This window comes from Janthinobacterium agaricidamnosum NBRC 102515 = DSM 9628 (assembly GCF_000723165.1).
GTDB classification, from domain to species: Bacteria; Pseudomonadota; Gammaproteobacteria; order Burkholderiales; family Burkholderiaceae_D; genus Janthinobacterium; species Janthinobacterium agaricidamnosum.
The window spans coordinates 5381524-5398499 of record NZ_HG322949.1 but is presented as its reverse complement, the minus strand read 5'-3'; the positions used below and the strand labels follow the sequence as shown (position 1 = coordinate 5398499).

11 protein-coding genes, 3 tRNA genes and 2 pseudogenes are annotated in these 16976 nt (G+C 61.6%); 10 read left to right on the top strand and 6 right to left on the bottom strand.

Going from position 1 to position 16976, the window contains the following annotated elements:
* Positions 1 to 127: 127 nt before the first annotated feature.
* Positions 128 to 2809, top strand: coding sequence for a TonB-dependent receptor plug domain-containing protein (locus GJA_RS23305; protein ID WP_038497197.1), 2682 nt, complete (start codon positions 128 to 130; stop codon positions 2807 to 2809).
* A gap of 143 nt (positions 2810 to 2952) precedes the next feature.
* Positions 2953 to 4719 carry a M14 family metallopeptidase gene (locus tag GJA_RS23300; RefSeq protein WP_038497194.1) on the top strand — a complete coding sequence of 589 codons (1767 nt, stop codon included), beginning with the start codon at positions 2953 to 2955 and terminating at the stop codon, positions 4717 to 4719.
* Here the strand turns inward: GJA_RS23300 and GJA_RS28750 are convergent.
* Positions 4716 to 4826 (bottom strand): annotated as a pseudogene (locus GJA_RS28750) (AraC family transcriptional regulator); the annotation flags it as partial. The gene GJA_RS23300 and the pseudogene GJA_RS28750 overlap by 4 nt on opposite strands.
* Positions 4827 to 4862: 36 nt before the next feature.
* Positions 4863 to 5195: pseudogene (locus GJA_RS28550) on the bottom strand (aldehyde dehydrogenase family protein); the annotation flags it as partial.
* A 142-nt stretch (positions 5196 to 5337) separates the two neighbouring features.
* Here GJA_RS28550 and kefC point away from each other — a divergent pair.
* Positions 5338 to 7200: a glutathione-regulated potassium-efflux system protein KefC gene (kefC, locus tag GJA_RS23290; RefSeq protein WP_051781270.1), complete on the top strand. Its 1863-nt coding sequence runs from the start codon at positions 5338 to 5340 to the stop codon at positions 7198 to 7200.
* 418 nt (positions 7201 to 7618) lie between these two features.
* On the opposite strand, the gene GJA_RS28020 is transcribed toward kefC, so the two are convergent.
* From GJA_RS28020 to GJA_RS23270, 4 genes are all read right to left on the bottom strand, one after another.
* Positions 7619 to 7873, bottom strand: coding sequence for a hypothetical protein (locus GJA_RS28020; RefSeq protein ID WP_156484129.1), 255 nt, complete (start codon positions 7871 to 7873; stop codon positions 7619 to 7621).
* Between the two features lie 221 nt (positions 7874 to 8094).
* The gene (ttcA, locus tag GJA_RS23280; RefSeq protein ID WP_038497185.1) at positions 8095 to 9048 is read right to left on the bottom strand and encodes a tRNA 2-thiocytidine(32) synthetase TtcA; all 954 of its coding nucleotides are present in this window, start codon (positions 9046 to 9048) and stop codon (positions 8095 to 8097) included.
* The gene (locus tag GJA_RS23275) at positions 9045 to 9443 is read right to left on the bottom strand and encodes a dihydroneopterin aldolase (protein WP_038497182.1); all 399 of its coding nucleotides are present in this window, start codon (positions 9441 to 9443) and stop codon (positions 9045 to 9047) included. The genes ttcA and GJA_RS23275 overlap by 4 nt, the downstream gene beginning before the upstream one ends.
* Positions 9444 to 9500: 57 nt before the next feature.
* Positions 9501 to 10289 carry an SDR family oxidoreductase gene (locus GJA_RS23270; RefSeq protein ID WP_038497179.1) on the bottom strand — a complete coding sequence of 263 codons (789 nt, stop codon included), beginning with the start codon at positions 10287 to 10289 and terminating at the stop codon, positions 9501 to 9503.
* Between the two features lie 121 nt (positions 10290 to 10410).
* Here GJA_RS23270 and GJA_RS23265 point away from each other — a divergent pair, with 121 nt between their 5' ends.
* From GJA_RS23265 to GJA_RS23235, 7 genes are all read left to right on the top strand, one after another.
* Positions 10411 to 11562: a class I SAM-dependent methyltransferase gene (locus GJA_RS23265; protein WP_038497176.1), complete on the top strand. Its 1152-nt coding sequence runs from the start codon at positions 10411 to 10413 to the stop codon at positions 11560 to 11562.
* 305 nt (positions 11563 to 11867) lie between these two features.
* The gene (locus GJA_RS23260) at positions 11868 to 12851 is read left to right on the top strand and encodes a J domain-containing protein (protein ID WP_038497173.1); all 984 of its coding nucleotides are present in this window, start codon (positions 11868 to 11870) and stop codon (positions 12849 to 12851) included.
* Positions 12852 to 12965: 114 nt separating this feature from the next.
* Positions 12966 to 14561: a DUF3369 domain-containing protein gene (locus tag GJA_RS23255; RefSeq protein WP_038497170.1), complete on the top strand. Its 1596-nt coding sequence runs from the start codon at positions 12966 to 12968 to the stop codon at positions 14559 to 14561.
* A 146-nt stretch (positions 14562 to 14707) separates the two neighbouring features.
* A complete protein-coding gene (locus GJA_RS23250; RefSeq protein ID WP_038497165.1) occupies positions 14708 to 16354 on the top strand; it encodes a tetratricopeptide repeat-containing response regulator in 1647 nt (548 codons plus the stop codon).
* Positions 16355 to 16543: 189 nt separating this feature from the next.
* A tRNA-Tyr gene (locus GJA_RS23245) sits at positions 16544 to 16628 on the top strand.
* 58 nt (positions 16629 to 16686) lie between these two features.
* Positions 16687 to 16760: transfer RNA gene (locus GJA_RS23240), tRNA-Gly, on the top strand.
* A 45-nt stretch (positions 16761 to 16805) separates the two neighbouring features.
* A tRNA-Thr gene (locus GJA_RS23235) sits at positions 16806 to 16880 on the top strand.
* Positions 16881 to 16976 lie beyond the last annotated feature (96 nt).

Below are 16976 nucleotides of genomic sequence, written 5' to 3'. Positions count from 1 at the left end.
CATTTTTTTGCCTGTTTTGGTCTGGTGTCAATGTCAATAAACGCATAAGGAAAGAAGAATCCATTCGTTCGTGGAAAATTGAGCACTTGATATGGTGACGTTCCTTTGTAAAACGAAGAAGCTGATAATGTTCACACAATTCAAGTTAAACCCGCTGACGGCCGGCATCCTGGCCTTGATCGGGAGTCTGTCATGGCAAGCCCAGGCGCAGGCGGAAGAGCCGGCCGCGACCGCCGTCGTCGTGACCGGTTCGCGGATTCCGCGCGCCAGCCTGGAAGGCCCTTCCGCGGTGACCGTGATCACCGGCGACGAGATCACCAGGCAAGGTTACAGCAACGTTTTCGATGCGCTCAACAACCAGGTGCAAAACAGCGGTTTTACGCAAGGCGCCGATTACGGCAACACCTTCACGCCATCGGCCAATGCGATCAGCCTGCGCGGCCTCGGCCCGAACCACACGCTGATCCTGTTGAACGGACGGCGTTTGGCCGATTTCCCGGTCGCATACGACGGCACGGTCAACTTCACCAACCTGGCCAATATCCCATCGAGTATCGTGGACCGGGTTGAAATCCTGACCGGCGGCGCATCGGCGATTTACGGTTCCGACGCGATTGCCGGCGTGGTCAACGTGATCCTCAAAAAACAGGCCGACGGCTTCGACATCAATCTCAAGGCGGGCGAGACCACCCGCGGCGGCGGCGCCAATCAGCGTCTGCAATTGACCGGCGGCGGCACTTACGGCAAGCTCAACACCTTGTTCAGCCTGGAATTGAGCCAGCGCGATCCGCTGTGGAGCCGCGACCGCGATTTCATGGCCAGCCGCTCCGGCACGCCGACCAATATCGCCTCGCGCAAAAACCTGAACAGCGGCAAATATATCGACCTGGGCGACACTTGCAGCAATTTCGGCGACCTGTTTGAAAACAGCGTGATCAAGTACACCAGCAAGGCCGGCACGTATTGCGCCAGCCCGAAAGGCAGCCCGAGCTATTGGACCACCCAGACCAAGAATGAAAGCCAGAACCTGTTCGGCAGCCTGAATTACGAGCTGACGCCGGAGCAGACCTTGTTCGCCGATATCCTGATCGGCAATAACGCCACCGCCAACAATACCCGCGGTCCGTCGTGGACGTCGTCGTCGACCAATGGCGCTTATTTCCTGAACAAGAATACCAATAACTACGAAACCTGGACCCGCTACATCTCGCCGGAAGAGATCGGAGGCGCCAGCCGTTACAACCGTCAATGGAATGACCTGGCCACCTCCATTTCGCTGGGCGCCAAGGGCCGCATTCCCGGCACCGGCTGGAATTACGAAGCGGGCTACAGCGCGTCGCTGTACCAGAGCGACAGCCATACCCAGCGTCCGCTGGCCAATATCGATGCCTTTTTCCTGGGGCCGAAGCTGGGCGTCGACGCCGACGGCGTCGCGATCTATGCGCCGGATCCGTCGCGTTTGTCGCGCCGCTTGACGCCGCAAGAGTTCAACAGCATCACCGGCACCGCCAACGGCAAGGACAAATCCTGGACCAACACGCTGAGCCTGGCCACCAACGGCGACTTGTTCCAGCTGCCGGGCGGCACCGCCAAGGTCGCCACCATCGCCGAATGGGGCAAGCAAGGTTTCAGCAATAATCCGGATGACCGTATCAACCAGGGGTATTTCAACCTGGTGCCGACGGCGCAGGTCACGGCCGGCACGCGCGACCGCTATGCGCTGGGTGCGGAACTGAATTTGCCGCTGTCCGAGATCTTGACGGGGACGCTGGCCGGCCGCTACGACCGCTACAGTTTCGCCGGCCGCAGCGATGGCAAGTTCACCTATAACGGCGGGCTGGAATTGCGCCCGACCAAAACACTGCTGGTGCGGGGCAACTACGCCACCAGCTTCCGCGCACCGGACATGAACTATATTTATCAGGCGCGCGGCACCGGTTATTTCGAAAGCACCACCGACTACTACCGCTGCGCGAAAGCCGGCCAGGATCTCTCCAAGTGCGAGTATGCCAGCGTATCGCCGGGCGCCGACTATGTACAGACCGGCAGCAAGGACTTGAAGTCGGAAAAAGGCAAATCCTTCGGGCTGGGCGTGGTGTGGTCGCCAAATAACAATTTCGACCTGTCGGTCGATTACTGGAACATCAAGATCGACGACCTGGTCACCAACCTGAACGACGACCAGATCTTGCGCGATGAAGCCAATTGCCGATTGGGCAATCTCGACATCACCTCGCCGACCTGCGTCGATGCGCTGAGCCGCGTCGAGCGTTATGCCGCGGATGCGGTGAACAAGCCGGGCGAAATCAAGACCATTTATGTCATGCCGATCAATGCGGCGATGAAGCGCAGCAGCGGCATCGACCTGAGCGCAAAATACCAGTTGCGTACCGCGAACTACGGTAGCTTTTCGATCAAGGCCGATTACTCCAGGGTCTTGAGCAAAAAATCGAAGCAATTCGAAGGCGACAGCGTGAAGGATGAACTGGCGTCGCTGGACAACTCCGACTGGCCGGACAAGCTGATCGCCAGCCTGAACTGGAGCCGCGGCGACTGGTCGAATACGCTGACCGTGACGCGCTACGGCAAGGTGTCGAACGCCGGCCAGACCGGCTACCTGACGCCGACCGGCCTGGCCAATTTCAGCACCGTGTACAAGGTCACGCCGCAAACCACCTTGTCGCTGATCGTCAACAATCTGCTCGACACCATCAAGAACGACACCAGCGACGGCTGGCCAAACTACCGTATCGGAAGCTACAGCCCGCTGGGCCGCCAGGTGTGGCTGGAGTTGAACCACCACTTCTGATGCGTTTCTAATCCTTTATCACGAGTATGTTTCACTTGCCGGGGCGGCGTATTGCCCCGGTTTTTTTTATGGCGGCCGTTGCGGCCGCATCCTATAATCATCCGCTTGATCCTTCTTGATTCCTATTGACTGGAGCCCCATCCATGCTTCGTTCCGCCTTGTTACTGGCCTTGCTGGCCACCCCGCTGGCGCATGCCGCGCCCGCTGCGCTGACCACCATTTCGGAGCGCTCCGGTTTCCTGGAAACCGGCCGTTACGATGAAGTGGCCAAGCTGTGCGGCGCGTTCCAGAAAGCGTATCCGAAGGCGGTGCGCTGTTTTGAATTCGGCCGCACGCCGCAAGGCCGGCCGATGCTGGCGCTGGCCGTGTCGCGCAGCGGCGCGTTGACGGCGGCCGACGCGAAACGGCGCGGCTTGCCGGTGCTGCTGGTGCAGGGCGGCATCCATTCCGGCGAAATCGACGGCAAGGACGCCGGTTTCCTGGCGCTGCGCGAAGCGCTGGAAAACCACGCCGCGCCCGGTGCGCTGGACAAGCAGGTGTTGCTGTTCGTGCCGGTGTTTAATATCGACGGCCACGAGCGTTTCGGCAAATGGAACCGCCCGAACCAGCGCGGCCCGGTCGAAATGGGCTGGCGCAGCACCGCGCAAAATTACAATCTGAACCGCGACTACATGAAGGCCGACGCGCCGGAAATGCAGGCCATGCTGGCGCTGGTGAATGACTGGGATCCGCTGGCCTACGTCGACCTGCACGTCACCGACGGCGCCAAGTTCCAGCCGGATATCTCGATCCAGGTCGAGCCGGTGCATGCCGGCGATAGCGCGCTGCGCCAGGCCGGCACGGCCTTGCGCGACAATGTGCTGGGCGACCTGGCCAAACAGGGTTCCGACCCGAAATCGTTTTACATGTCGTTTGCCGAAGAAGACAATCCGCAATCGGGCTTTGTCGATTCGGCGCCGAACCCGCGTTTTTCGCACGGCTATTTCTTGCTGCGCAACCGCTTCGGCATGCTGGTCGAAACCCATTCGTGGAAGGATTATCCGACCCGCGTGCGTATCACCCGCAACACCATCGTTGCGCTGCTGTCGCAAGTGGCGCAGCATGGCGCCGAGTGGCTCGCCATCGCGCACCAGGCCGATGCCCGCTCCGCCAGACTGGCCGGCACCAGCGTGCCGCTCACTTACAAGACCACCGAAAAAAGCCATGTGATCGATTTCAAGGGCTACGCCTACACGCGCACCTTGTCCGACGTGTCCGGCGCGCTGATGACGCGCTATGATGAAAACACGCCGCAAACCTGGAGCGTGCCGCTGCGCGATGAGGTGGTAACCGATCTGGCGGTCGATGCGCCGGCCGCCGGCTACCTGGTGCCGGCCGCGCAGGCGGCAGTGGTGGCGGCCAAGCTGAAGCAGCATGGCGTATCGTTCACGGTATTGAAGCACGCGCCGGGCAAGGTCGATGTCGAAACTTTCCGCGCCGATGACGTCAAGTTCGGCGCCAAGTCGTTTGAAGGCCGCCAGACCGCGGTCGTCACCGGCGCCTGGAAACCGGAAGCGCGCCTGGTCGGCGCCGGTTCCTTGTTCGTGCCGGTCGGACAAGCCAAGGGCAGGCTGGTGATCGCGCTGCTGGAACCGCGCGCGCCCGATTCGCTGCTGGCCTGGGGCACCTTCAACACCGCGTTCGAGCGCAAGGAATACATGGAAGATTATGTGGCCGAGGATGTCGCGCGCGAACAGCTGGGGGCAGATCCTGCGCTGGCGGCGCAGTTCAGGAAGAAGCTGGAAAGCGAGCCGGCCTTCGCCGCGAATCCGCAAGCGCGGCTGGAGTTTTTTGCGCGCCGCCATTCGTCGTGGGACGAGCATCTGAACCTGTATCCGGTGATGCGCACGGCGGTGGCGCCGGCACTTTAAATCACCGCTTCGTGATGTTTCAGGTAGTCGATATCCTGTAGCGGCGAGGCGCCGAACAGGCGCCGGTATTCGCGGCTGAACTGGGACGGGCTTTCATAACCGACCTGGAACGCCACGCTGGCCGCTTCCAGCTTGGCGGCGCGCTTGGCGCTGGCGCGGCAAAATTGCAGGTTGCCGCCGAATTCTTCGGCCATCACCCGGGTCGGTTCTTCGCTTTTCGCGGCCACCGCATCATGCAGGCGCTGCAAAATATCCATGCGTTCCTGCTTGCTGCTGCGCGAATACGTCAGGTAGGCGGCCTTGGCGGCGGCGATGGCGTCGCGGCTGTCCTGTCGGTCGCCCAGCGTGACCCGGCCGCCTGGCTGTTTGGTCGATGGGTTGATCAATTCCAGCACGTCGGTGCCATGCGGCGTGACGAATTGGCCGTTGATGTAAATCTGCCTGATTCTGCAAAACCTTGATGTGATCCAGCGCACCGCAGTGCTCGAATCCAGTACCGGGAATTAAAGAAATGCTATGCTTCCTTTTTGTCCCGACGGCGCGATGCCGCTGGCATCCGCGACAGGCGTCCCCTGCCGCGCTCTCCGTTTCCCTTCACCCGTTTTTTCGTACATTTCCATGCAACATCACAGTTATTTGTTGAACCTGCTGTTTTACCTGGTCGCCGCCATCGTCATGGTGCCGCTCGCCAAGCGCCTCGGCATGGGCGCGGTGCTGGGCTACCTGGTGGCCGGCGTCGTCATCGGTCCGTGGGGGCTGGGCTTGATCAACAATGTCGAGGTGATCCTCGGCTTTTCGGAATTCGGCGTGGTGCTGCTGCTGTTCCTGATCGGCCTGGAACTGGAGCCGAAGCGTTTGTGGCTGCTGCGCCGGCCGATCTTCGGCTGGGGCGGGGCGCAGGTGGCGCTGGTCAGCGCCGGCCTGTGCGCGGTTGCGCTGGTGCTGGGCGTCGATTGGCGCACCGCGCTGGTCGGCGCGCTGGGCTTGTCGCTGTCGTCGACCGCGATCGTGCTGGCCACGCTGGGCGAACGCAAGCTGATGCCGACGCCGGCCGGCTCGGCCGGATTTTCGATCCTGCTGTTCCAGGATATCGCCGCCATCCCGATGATCGCGCTGGTGCCGCTACTGGCGGGCATCAACGCCCATAGCGGCGAACCGGCCTGGTGGCGCGCATTGAAACTGGCCGGCGTGCTGGCCGCGCTGGTGATCTGCGGGCGCTTCCTGGTCAATCCGATCCTGCGCTTCATCGCCAAAACCGGACTGCGCGACATCTTCACCGCGTTCGCGCTGCTGCTGGTGATCGCCATTTGCGTGCTGATGGAATCGGTCGGCTTGTCGATGGCGCTGGGCACCTTCATCGCCGGCGTGCTGCTGGCCGATTCCGAATACCGGCATGAACTGGTCAGCGACCTGGAACCGTTCAAGGGACTGCTGCTGGGACTGTTTTTCATCGCGGTCGGCATGTCGGTCGATTTCGGCGTGCTGCGCGCCCAGCCGCTGCTGATACTGGGGCTGGTGGCCGGCTTGCTGGCCGTCAAGATCGCACTGCTGTACGGCTTGTCGAAATTCTTCGATATTCCCCGCGGCCAGCAACTGTTCTTTGCGCTGCTGCTGTCGCAAGGCGGCGAGTTCGCCTTCGTGGTGTTTGCCGCGGCCGTCGCCGCGCACGTCTTCACGCCGGAAATTGGCGCCATCCTGGTGGTCGCGGTGACGCTGTCGATGGTGGCCACGCCGCTGTTGCTGCTGTTGCACGACAAGCTGGTGGCGCCGCGTTTGCAGGCGCTGAAAAAACGCCGTCCGGACGACCGGATCGAGGCGCAGGACAACCCCATCGTCATCGCCGGTTTTGGCCGTTTCGGCCAGATCATCGGCCGCCTGCTGGCCGCCAACCGCATCGGCGTGACGGTGCTGGACCACGACCCGGACCAGATCGAACTGCTGCGCAAGTTCGGCTTCAAGGTGTTTTATGGCGACGCCACCCGCGTCGATTTGCTGGTGGCGGCCGGCATCGACAAGGCCAGTGCGCTGGTGATCGCGATCGACAATGCGGACGACAGCCTGGCGCTGGTCGACGCGGTGCGCCATCGTTTTCCCGCGCTGACCATCCTGGCGCGGGCGCGCAACGTCACGCATTATTATGAATTGATGAAGCGCGGCGTGACGCTGATCGAGCGCGAGACCTTCGAGGCCGCGTTGCTGCTGGGCCAGCAGACTTTGCTGCAAGCCGGTTTCAGCGCCGAGCGCGCGCACCGCGCGGCCGGCATCTTCCGCACGCATAATCTGAAGACGCTGCTGGCCGTGGCGCCACACTTCCAGGACCAGCAAAAAGTGATGTCGCTGACCCGCCAGGCGCGCGAAGAACTGGAAGACATGTTCGAGGCCGACGCCGCCGCGTTTGCGGCCGCCGGGCAGGAGCAGGAGCAGGAGCAGGATAATAAACCGCCACGCCCGGCGCCGGAAAATGATACCCGGCAACCCTGAAAACTGACCGTCTTTTAAGAGCGCCGCTTCATTGCGGCGTATCAAACCGGGATTCCCCATCAGTCGCATGCTGTGCTGACCATCACAGCACAGCATGCTTCCATGTCTGCCATTGCCGATCACCGCGAACTGATTTACAGCCAGCTGGGTGAGCTGGAATTGCGCATCGCCGACACGATGCGCCTGTTGGTCTGCCTGGCCCAGTAGTGCGCGTCGTCTGCTGGCCGCGCATCAGGAGCGCGGACCAGGCATGAGGAGCAAGCGTGGCGCGCCACGCGACGACGATCAACGCAGTCCCCGCTACTGAGGGGCGCCAGAAGAGGGCGTATTCATCTACTGGGATAGGCTCCAAGAACAGATAGACGAAAAAACGGGGAGCCGCCATGGCGCTCCCCGTTTTGCTTGCCGGCACGGCAGTTTATTTACCGCGCTTGCTTTTGATCGCTTCGATCTGCTCCATGATGCTGTTCATGCGCGCCGCCAGGGCTTGGTAAGGTTTCGGGCTGGCCAGGTCGACGCCGGCCGCCTTGACCAGGTCATGCGGATCGGACGAAGCGCCCTGTGCGGCCGCTGCCGCCAGCGTGGGGGCAGCGAGTGCCGGAAAAGCACAGGAAATCGCCAGGCTGATGGTTAGCAAGGCAAATACAGGGCGCTGGAGCACAAGAGTCGTCATAGTTCCGTTCCATGGTCAGGTGATCGAGAGGATACTGTCCGCCGGGGCAGCGATGCGGGCAGGACGGCACACGGCTCGCCAGCTGAGCTGCTCACGGTACTGGATTGCGCGGCCATGCCTATTGTTTCTGCCGCGGCCGGCAAGCGGGGCGCGCTGGGCAAGGGAGAGGGGCAAGATGCCGCCACCTGGACGGTGGCGGCAATACAACAGTCTATGCGTAGTTACAGCGGCTGCAGCGGAATCGTCGAGCCGAACGTGGTCGGCGTCGAGCATGGCTCTTCGTCGAAGGCGATGTCGCCCAGCGGATTGGCGATACCGTCCGCTTTCAAGTCGCTGAAGCCGAACAGTTTCGGGTCCATCAGGTGCGATGGCGCGACATTCGACAGCGCTGAAAAGATGCTTTCGACCCGGCCCGGGAATTTCTTGTCCCATTCGCGCATCAAGCCCTTGATCTGCTTGCGTTGCAAGTTTTCCTGCGAGCCGCACAGGTCGCAAGGGATGATCGGGAAACCCTTGACTTCGGCGTAGCGCTCGGTGTCGGCTTCTTTGACGTAGGCCATCGGGCGTATCACGATGTGCTTGCCGTCATCCGATTGCAGCTTGGCCGGCATGCCTTTCAGTTTTCCGCCGAAGAACATATTCAGGAAGAAGGTTTCCAGGATATCGTCGCGGTGGTGGCCCAGCGCGATCTTGGTCGCGCCCAGTTCGTCGGCCACGCGGTACAGGATGCCGCGCCGCAAGCGGGAGCACAGCGAGCAAGTGGTCTTGCCTTCCGGGATCAGGCGCTTGACGATGCTGTAGGTATCCTGGTTTTCGATATGGAAAGCCACGCCCAGTTCGGTCAGGTAAGCCGGCAAGATCTCTGGCGGGAAATTCGGCTGCTTTTGATCCAGGTTGACGGCGACGATATCGAAATTGATCGGCGCGCGCTCGCGCAGCGTCATCAGGATATCGAGCAGGGCGTAGCTATCCTTGCCGCCGGACAGGCAGACCATGACCTTGTCGCCTTCTTCGATCATGTTGAAGTCGCCGATGGCCTGGCCGACCAGGCGGCACAGGCGCTTGTGCAGCTTGTTGTTTTCCAGCGCGATCTTGTCGGCTTTCTTGCGCGCCGCCTGTTGTGCCTCGGCTGCAGCATCCTGCGCCTCAGGCGCCTCGATTACTTCGGTGTTCATACATTGTCCTTGATCTTGAAGACTTCCACGCCGACGCCTTCGCAGTCGGGATAGACGTCCGGTTTCATCGTCGAGACGCGCACCGCGCGCACGCGCGGGTGGGCCAGCATCGCCGTCACCACGTCGTCGCACAGGCTTTCCTGCAATTGCACGTGGCCCTGGGTCATGCGTTTGGCGATGGTTTCGCGCATGAAGTCGTAATCGACCACTTCTTCCAGGTTGTCTGCCTTTGGCGTCGACAGTTCCAACGGAATATACAGGTCGACGTTGATCAGGACGCGCTGCTCGCCCTTTTTCTCGAATTCGTAGACGCCGATGTTGATCATGACTTCATAGTTGCGCAAGAACAGGCGGCGGCAGTCGGACAAGCGAGGGTGGGACAGGGCGGACAACATAATTTTACCTTTGTGGGGATGCAGGATAGGAATGCGGTTGCAGGATTATTCGGTTAGTTATTTTGCGAGAAACATCACGTCGCGGACCAGCGGCATCAGGTGCTGGCCGCCGTCGACCAGCAGCGTGGTGCCGGTCAATGCGCGCGCGCCGGCCACATAACATACGCTGTCGGCCACGTCTTGCGGCGTGCTGGAACGGCCCAGCGGCGTGGCCTGGTGCGCCGCGACAAACGCCGCTTCGCTCTGGTCGCCTGAGACCAGGGTGATGCCGGGGGCGATGCCGACCACGCGCACGGTCGGCGCCAGCGCCTGGGCCAGCACCGTCGTCGCGGTATGCAGCGCGGCCTTGGACATGGTGTATGACAAAAAATCAGGATTGAGATTGTACAGTTTTTGGTCGAGCAAGTTGATCACCACCGCCTGGCCGTCTGGCGGCGTGGCGCGGTGCAATGCCTGCGCCAGCAGCAGCGGCGCGGCCAGATTGGCATGCATGTGGGCGTCCAGTGCCTGGTAGGAAAAATCGGCGGCATTGTCGTATTCAAACAACGATGCATTGTTGACCACGCAAGTGACCGGTCCCAGCTTGGCTATCGCACGCGGCAATAATTGTTGCACCTGCGCTTCGATGGCCAGGTCGCATTGCAAGGCCGCGGCGCGCCGTCCCAGCGCCTCGATGTCCGCCACCAGGCTCAGCGCGTCCGCTTCGGACGAGCGGAAATGCACGGCGACATCCCAGCCGTCTTGCGCCAGGCCGAGCGCGATGGCGCGGCCGAGACGGCGCGCGGCGCCCGTCACGAGGGCGACCTTGGCGGGGGCGTTCTGTTGCGGCGTGGTGTGCTGTGTCATGTCTGTTGCGCCATATATATGTGCTTCTATTTAAGTGTTGATGCGATAAGTGTTGATGCAAATCTACTGAATCGGGGCGCCGGATGTGTGCCGGGCCGCGCCGATTCGCTACAATGCCGGAATGTCTCTCCCTACACCTGATCCCGACGCGCTGGCCGCGTCACTCGCCTTGCAGCACCTGATCGCCGCCGAGATCGCGCGGCAATCGGGTGCCATTTCCTTCGCCCGCTATATGGAACTGGCGCTGTACGCGCCCGACCTGGGGTATTACAGCGGCGGCGCCGCCAAGCTCGGCAAAGATGGCGATTTTACAACCGCGCCGGAAATCACGCCGCTGTTCGGTGCCACGCTGGCCCATGCGGCAGCCGCTATTATGGCGCAAAGCGCCCCCCGCATCCTCGAATTCGGCGCCGGCACCGGCAAGCTGGCGTGCGATATCCTGACCGAACTGGCCCGCTCCGGCGTCGCCATCGAGCAATACGCGATCGTCGAGCTGTCCGGCGAATTGCGCGCGCGGCAAGAGCTGGCGCTGGCTGATTTCCCGCAAGTGGTGTGGCTGGATGGCTTTCCGGACGCCTTTGACGGTGCGGTGATCGGCAATGAAGTGCTGGATGCGATGCCGGTCAATCTGATCAGCAAGACGCCCGATGGCTGGTGCGAATTGTTTGTCGGCATCAAGGAGCAGGCATTTGCCTTTATCGAACAGCCGGCCGGTGAGGCCGTGCTGGCGCAAATCGCGGCCCAGGTGCCGCAAGCCGACGACTTGCCGGTAGGCTATGTGACGGAAATCCATGGCGTCGCTTGCGGTTTCATGGCGTCGCTGGCGCGCATGTTGAACGCCGGTAAGGCCGGCGCGGCGATCTTGCTCGATTACGGTTTCCCGGCCCATGAATATTATGTCGGCCAGCGCGCCGCCGGCACGCTGATGTGCCATTACCGCCACCATGCGCATGCCGATCCGTTTTATTTGCCCGGTTTGCAGGATATCACCGCTCACGTCGACTTCACGGCGATGGCGCTGACCGCCCAGGACGCCGGCCTGGATGTGCTGGCCTATATGAATCAGGCGGCATTCCTGCTCGGCGCCGGCATCGGCGATTTGCTGCTGCGTACCGATCCATCCGAAGCGATGGCCTACTTGCCGCAATCGAACGCGCTGCAAAAACTGGTGTCCCCGGCCGAGATGGGCGAATTATTCAAGGTGCTGGTGGTCGGCCGCGCCATCGAGTTACCGGAAGTCTTGCTGGCGGCTGACCGGAGTCACCGCTTGTAAGAGCCTATCCCAGTAGTGAGCGTCTTGTTCTGGCGGCGCATCAGGAGCGCGGACCAGGCGTGAGGAGGACGCGTGGCGGGCCACGCGACGACGATCAACGCAGTCCCCGTTCCTGAGGAGCGCCAGAACAGGGCGTATTCATCTACTGGGATAGGCTCTAAGTGGAATAAGGGTGTTTTTGCTGGTCCCGGACGGATTTTTACTTGTCAAATCGGATATGATGTTTACACAGGCGCGCGGGCTGGTTTGGAGCGCCTGAGCAAACGAGAATCCCCGTCGCGGCGCTGCTTGGTAAAAATAAATCGATGGGAAAGATACACACACATTATGACAACCTGAAAGTGGCGCGCCTGGCGCCGCAGGAAGTCATACGTGCGGCGTACAAGGCGCTGAGCCAGAAATATCACCCGGACAAGAATCCCGGCGATGAAAAGGCGGCGCGCATCATGGCCATCGTCAACAGCGCCTACGGCACGCTGTCCGATCCGCAGCGGCGCAAGGAACACGATGAGTGGATCGCCGCCGAGGAGTGGGAAATCGCGTGGCTGGAAAGCACCCATCAGGAAGAAAACCGCAACAAACGCCAGGATAGCGCCGAGCCAGGCTGGGCCAGGGATGTCGCCCAGCCGCCGCGCCGCGCCCGTTCGGCCTGGCGTAGCGTGCTGTGGGGCGTCAGCCTGCTGCTGTGTCTGCTGCTCGGCTGGCTGGGCGCAATGCTGATGCTCGACAGGTCGCCATTGAGCGGCACCGCGCTGGCGTCGGCGCTGGGCAGCCTGGCGCACGCCGGCGCGCCGCCGGCCGACATGCTATCCGTGCCGGCCGCCGTCAAGTCCGAACCGAAAGCCGACACCAGCATCGATAGCTGGGCCGTCGGCAAGCCGTATGCGCCCGAACCGGCGCTGGCCAGGCCGCCTGAAGTCAAGGTGATGGCGGTAGCGCAGCTGATCCTGCAAAGTGGCCCGGCCGATATCAACTGCGAGCGCGACCGCGAATCGCAGGCGCTGGTGGCGCCGAATGGCGAAGCGTGGCCGGAACAATCCGGTTATGTGCCGGGCTTCCCGATCGGTAATAAAGGCGATGCGCTGGAAGTGACCCTGGATAACAGCGGCAATCCGTGGCCGGCCTTCATCAAACTCTACGATATCGAGCGGCGCGCGAATGTGCGCTATCTGTTCATCTTGCCCAATGATAAATTGACGGTCGATAAATTGGCCTTCGGAAAATATGAAGTGCGCTACCAGAAAATCGCCGGCGGCGCAGATGATTGCCGTGCCGCATTAAGACCCTGACTTACGACACTGACGTAAGGCGCTGGCACATCAGCAAATTATGGTTGTAAGCATGACAAAATCTGATTATCCTTGGCTTGCATCAGCATCGATGTGATCCAGGGAGCTTCACCCATGACCGATTCCAACGACGACAACTGGCTGTTAGAAGAGGATGAGGCAATGGCCGTTCCCGCCGGCCTGGCCGGACCCGACCAGCGCCACTGGCGCGTGCTGATCGTCGACGACGATGTCGATGTGCATGCGGTGACGCGGCTGGCGTTGCGCAACGTGGTGTTCAAGGAGCGCGAGCTGGAATTGTTTTCCGCCTACAGCGGCCGCGAAGCGTTTGACATCTTGCGCGACACGCCCGATATCGCGCTGGTGCTGCTCGACGTGGTGATGGAAACCGACGACGCCGGCCTGATACTGGCGCGGCGCATCCGCGAAGAATTGAATAACCAGATCGTGCGCGTGGTGTTGCGCACCGGCCAGCCGGGACAGGCGCCGGAACAGCGCGTGATCATTGAATACGATATCAATGATTACAAGGCGAAAACCGAGCTGACCACGCAAAAGCTGTTCACCACCGTCATTTCCGCGTTGCGCGCCTATGAAAGCCTGATGATGCTGGAGCGCAGCCGCATCGGGCTGGGCAAGATCCTGGCCGGCGCCACTAATCTGTACCAGATCCATTCGCTGCGCGAGTTCGCGTCCGGCGTGCTGAACCAGGTCAGCGCCATCCTCGACGTCGGCGCCGACGGCGTGCTGTGCCTGATGCAGGGCGGCAGCGGCAAGCCGTCGGTAGTGGCTGCCACCGGCAGTTACGCCGCCCTGGCCGAACTGGAAACCATGCCGGACGATCACGCGCTGGCGCCGACCATCCGCAAGGCGTTTGCCGAAAAGCGCAGTCAGTTCGAGCATCCGGCGAATGTCCTGTTCATCCAGACCGAGGGCGACCGCCAGTTGGCGATCTCCGTCACGCCGCCGTGGCCGCTGGCGCAAATCCAGCGCGATTTGCTGGAAGTGTTTTGCCAGCGCATCGCCGCCGCCTTCGACAACCTGTATATGTACGGCCAGTTGCGCAAGGCCCAGGAAGCCACGGTGGTGGCGCTGGCCGGGCTGGCGGAATTTCGCGACGGCGACACCGGCGACCATGTGCTGCGGGTGCAGACGCTGTCGAGCGCGATCGCCGCCAGCTTGAAGCAGCACGGCGTCTATCCGGACGAATTGACGCCGCAGCTGCTGGACATGATAGGACTGGCCAGTATCTTGCACGACGTCGGCAAGGTTGCCACGCCGGACAACATCTTGCTCAAGCCGGGCCGCCACAACGACGAGGAACGCGCGCAAATGCAATTGCACGCCAGCGTGGGCCAGACCATCCTGGAGCGCGCCGCCAATATGGTCGACGGCGTCAGCTACCTCAGTTACGGCGCGCAAATCGCCGGCGGCCATCACGAGCATTTCGACGGCGCCGGTTATCCGCAGGGGCTGATCGGGCGGGCGATCCCGCTGGCCGCGCGCATCGTCGCGGTGGTCGATGTGTTCGATGCACTGTTGCATGAACGGCCATACAAGGAGTCCTGGCCGTATCCGCAAGTGCGTTCGTACATCGAAGAGCGCAGCGGCAGCCAGTTCGATCCGGAAGTGGTGAGCGCGCTGATGGCGTTGGTCGATAGCGAACCGGCATCGTGGACCCCCGACTTAAAGGCCGCGCTGACAGCCTGAATACTTGTTGCGATGCAGTAATAAATTCCCGCCGTGGCGAGCGTTATGACCTTGAAGGAAGTATCATCACCTCCGGCGCCGTGCCATTTATCTTCCGGACCACCCTGGAGAATGTTGCCCGGAGGCCGCGTCGGAGATAGTGAAACATGAAACAATTGAATGGCTTGAGCGGCCTGAGCGCCTTGATCATCGAGCCGCATCCGGGCATGCGCGCCAGCCTGCATAATATGTTGAACCTGTGCGGCCTGGCCAAGATCGAGGACGCCGCCAGTTCCGGCCAGGCGATCCGCCAGCTGAGCATGAAGTCATTCGACCTGATCCTGTGCGAATACGACCTGGAAGGCGGCCAGGATGGCCAGCAAATGCTGGAAGACTTGCGCCACCATAAACTGATACACGCCAGCACCATGTTTTTCATGGTCACCGGCGAAGGCAGTTTCAGCAAGGTGGTCAGCGCCGCCGAATTGCTGCCCACCGATTACATCTTAAAGCCGTTCACCGCCGACAATATGCTGGAGCGTATCGCCCGCGCGCTGGACAAGCGCAACGCGCTGATGCCGGTCTATCAATTGATGGATGTGGGCAGCGAGCGTGCCGCGATCGACGCCTGCACCGAGGGGGCGCAGCAATATCCCCGTTACGCCACCGACTTCATGCGCCTGCGCGCCGAATTGCATATCGTGCTAGGCGAGGCGGAGCATGCCGAGCCGCTCTACGCCGGCTTGTACGACAGCAAGGCGATCGGCTGGGCCAGACTGGGCCAGGCCAAGACGCTGTTCATGCGCGGCCGCTACGAAGAAAGCAGGCAGATGCTGGAAACCTTGCTGGAAAATAACAAGAAATTCGTCGACGCCTACGACTGGCTGGCGCGGGCCCATTTTGCGCTGGGCGACTTGCCGCAATCGCAAGCCACCTTGTCGGAAGCGGTGGCGCTGTCGCCGCATGCGGTGCGCCGCTTGCGCAAGCTGGGTGAGGTGGCGCTGGCGGCCGGCGATATCGATACCGCCGCGCAGGCGCAAAAACAAGTGGTTACCAAGGCCAAGTATTCCGAATTCCGCGACCCGGAAGACCATGCGCGGCTGGTGCTGATGCTGGTGCGCAAGGGCGACCCGCTGCAGGCGGGCGCCGCGATCCGCGAACTCGACAAGTCGATGGGCGGCCAAAAGAATACCGAACTATGCAGCGCGATCGCGTCGGCGGCGCTGCACGGTCACACCGGCAATATGGTGCGCATGAACGCGTCGCTGGACCTGGCGCTGGCGGCGTGCCGCCAGAGCGTCGGCTTGTCGAGCGCGATGAAGATGGAATTGGCGCGCACTTGCCTGGACCATGGCCGCGAAGAAGAGGCGGGCGAGGTGCTGCGCGACGTGATGCGCAATGCGCCGGACAGTGCGGCGATGAAACAGGCGATGGCGGTGCTGCAATCGGCCGGGCGCGGCGAACAGGCGCTGGCGCTGGCGCGGCTCAGCCGCCAGGAAGTGGCCGACATGGTGGCGGCCGGCGCGGCCAGGGCCAAAGAGGGCGATTTCGGCGGCGCCGTCGAATTGATGCTGGAAGCGGTCGGCAAGCTGCCGGACAATCCGCAAGTGGTGTTCAACGCCGCGGTGGCGGTACTGAAATGCCTGGAGCACCGCGGCTGGGATTCCCGGCTCGGCCAGCATGCGCTGAACTTCATCGGCGGGGTGCGCCGGCTCGATCCGGCCAATCCGAAATTGCCGGTGCTGGCCGGCTTGCACCAGCAAATCCTGCGTAAATACAATGTGCGCGGCGGCGGCCTGGCGCGGCCGGTATAGCGGCCGTTGGCGGGGTGAAAAGGGGCCGCGCATAAAATTTCAAATATTTTTGCGGCGACCCTTGCGCTTTGTTTATTCGTACGGTTACAATCACGCCCCGAAGCAGCCAACTTCTTCTCTTAACGCAAAAGCAGTAGCGAATAGAGTTGACAGTTGTGAGTAGATGCTTCATACTCTGCGGTTCCTCGCGGAGGGGTGGCCGAGTGGTTAAAGGCGACAGACTGTAAATCTGTTCTCTATGAGTACGCTGGTTCGAATCCAGCCCCCTCCACCAAGTTTTTGCAAGGAAAACTGGGTAGTAGTAACAAGTGAAGAAAAATGAACGATACCTCGCGGGTGTAGCTCAATGGTAGAGCAGAAGCCTTCCAAGCTTACGACGAGGGTTCGATTCCCTTCACCCGCTCCAGTTTCCGTTCAGATGCTCGGTATGCATCGCTAGCAATACAAACAAGCCCTTGTAGCTCAGTGGTAGAGCACTCCCTTGGTAAGGGAGAGGCCACGTGTTCAATCCACGTCAAGGGCACCAGAATTCGCAGTATGCGCAGTACGTTACAACAAGCAGCAAATCTAACCAGACCGTCGGGCGCGTGCCTGAGCAATCTAATCAAATCATTAGGAGTTC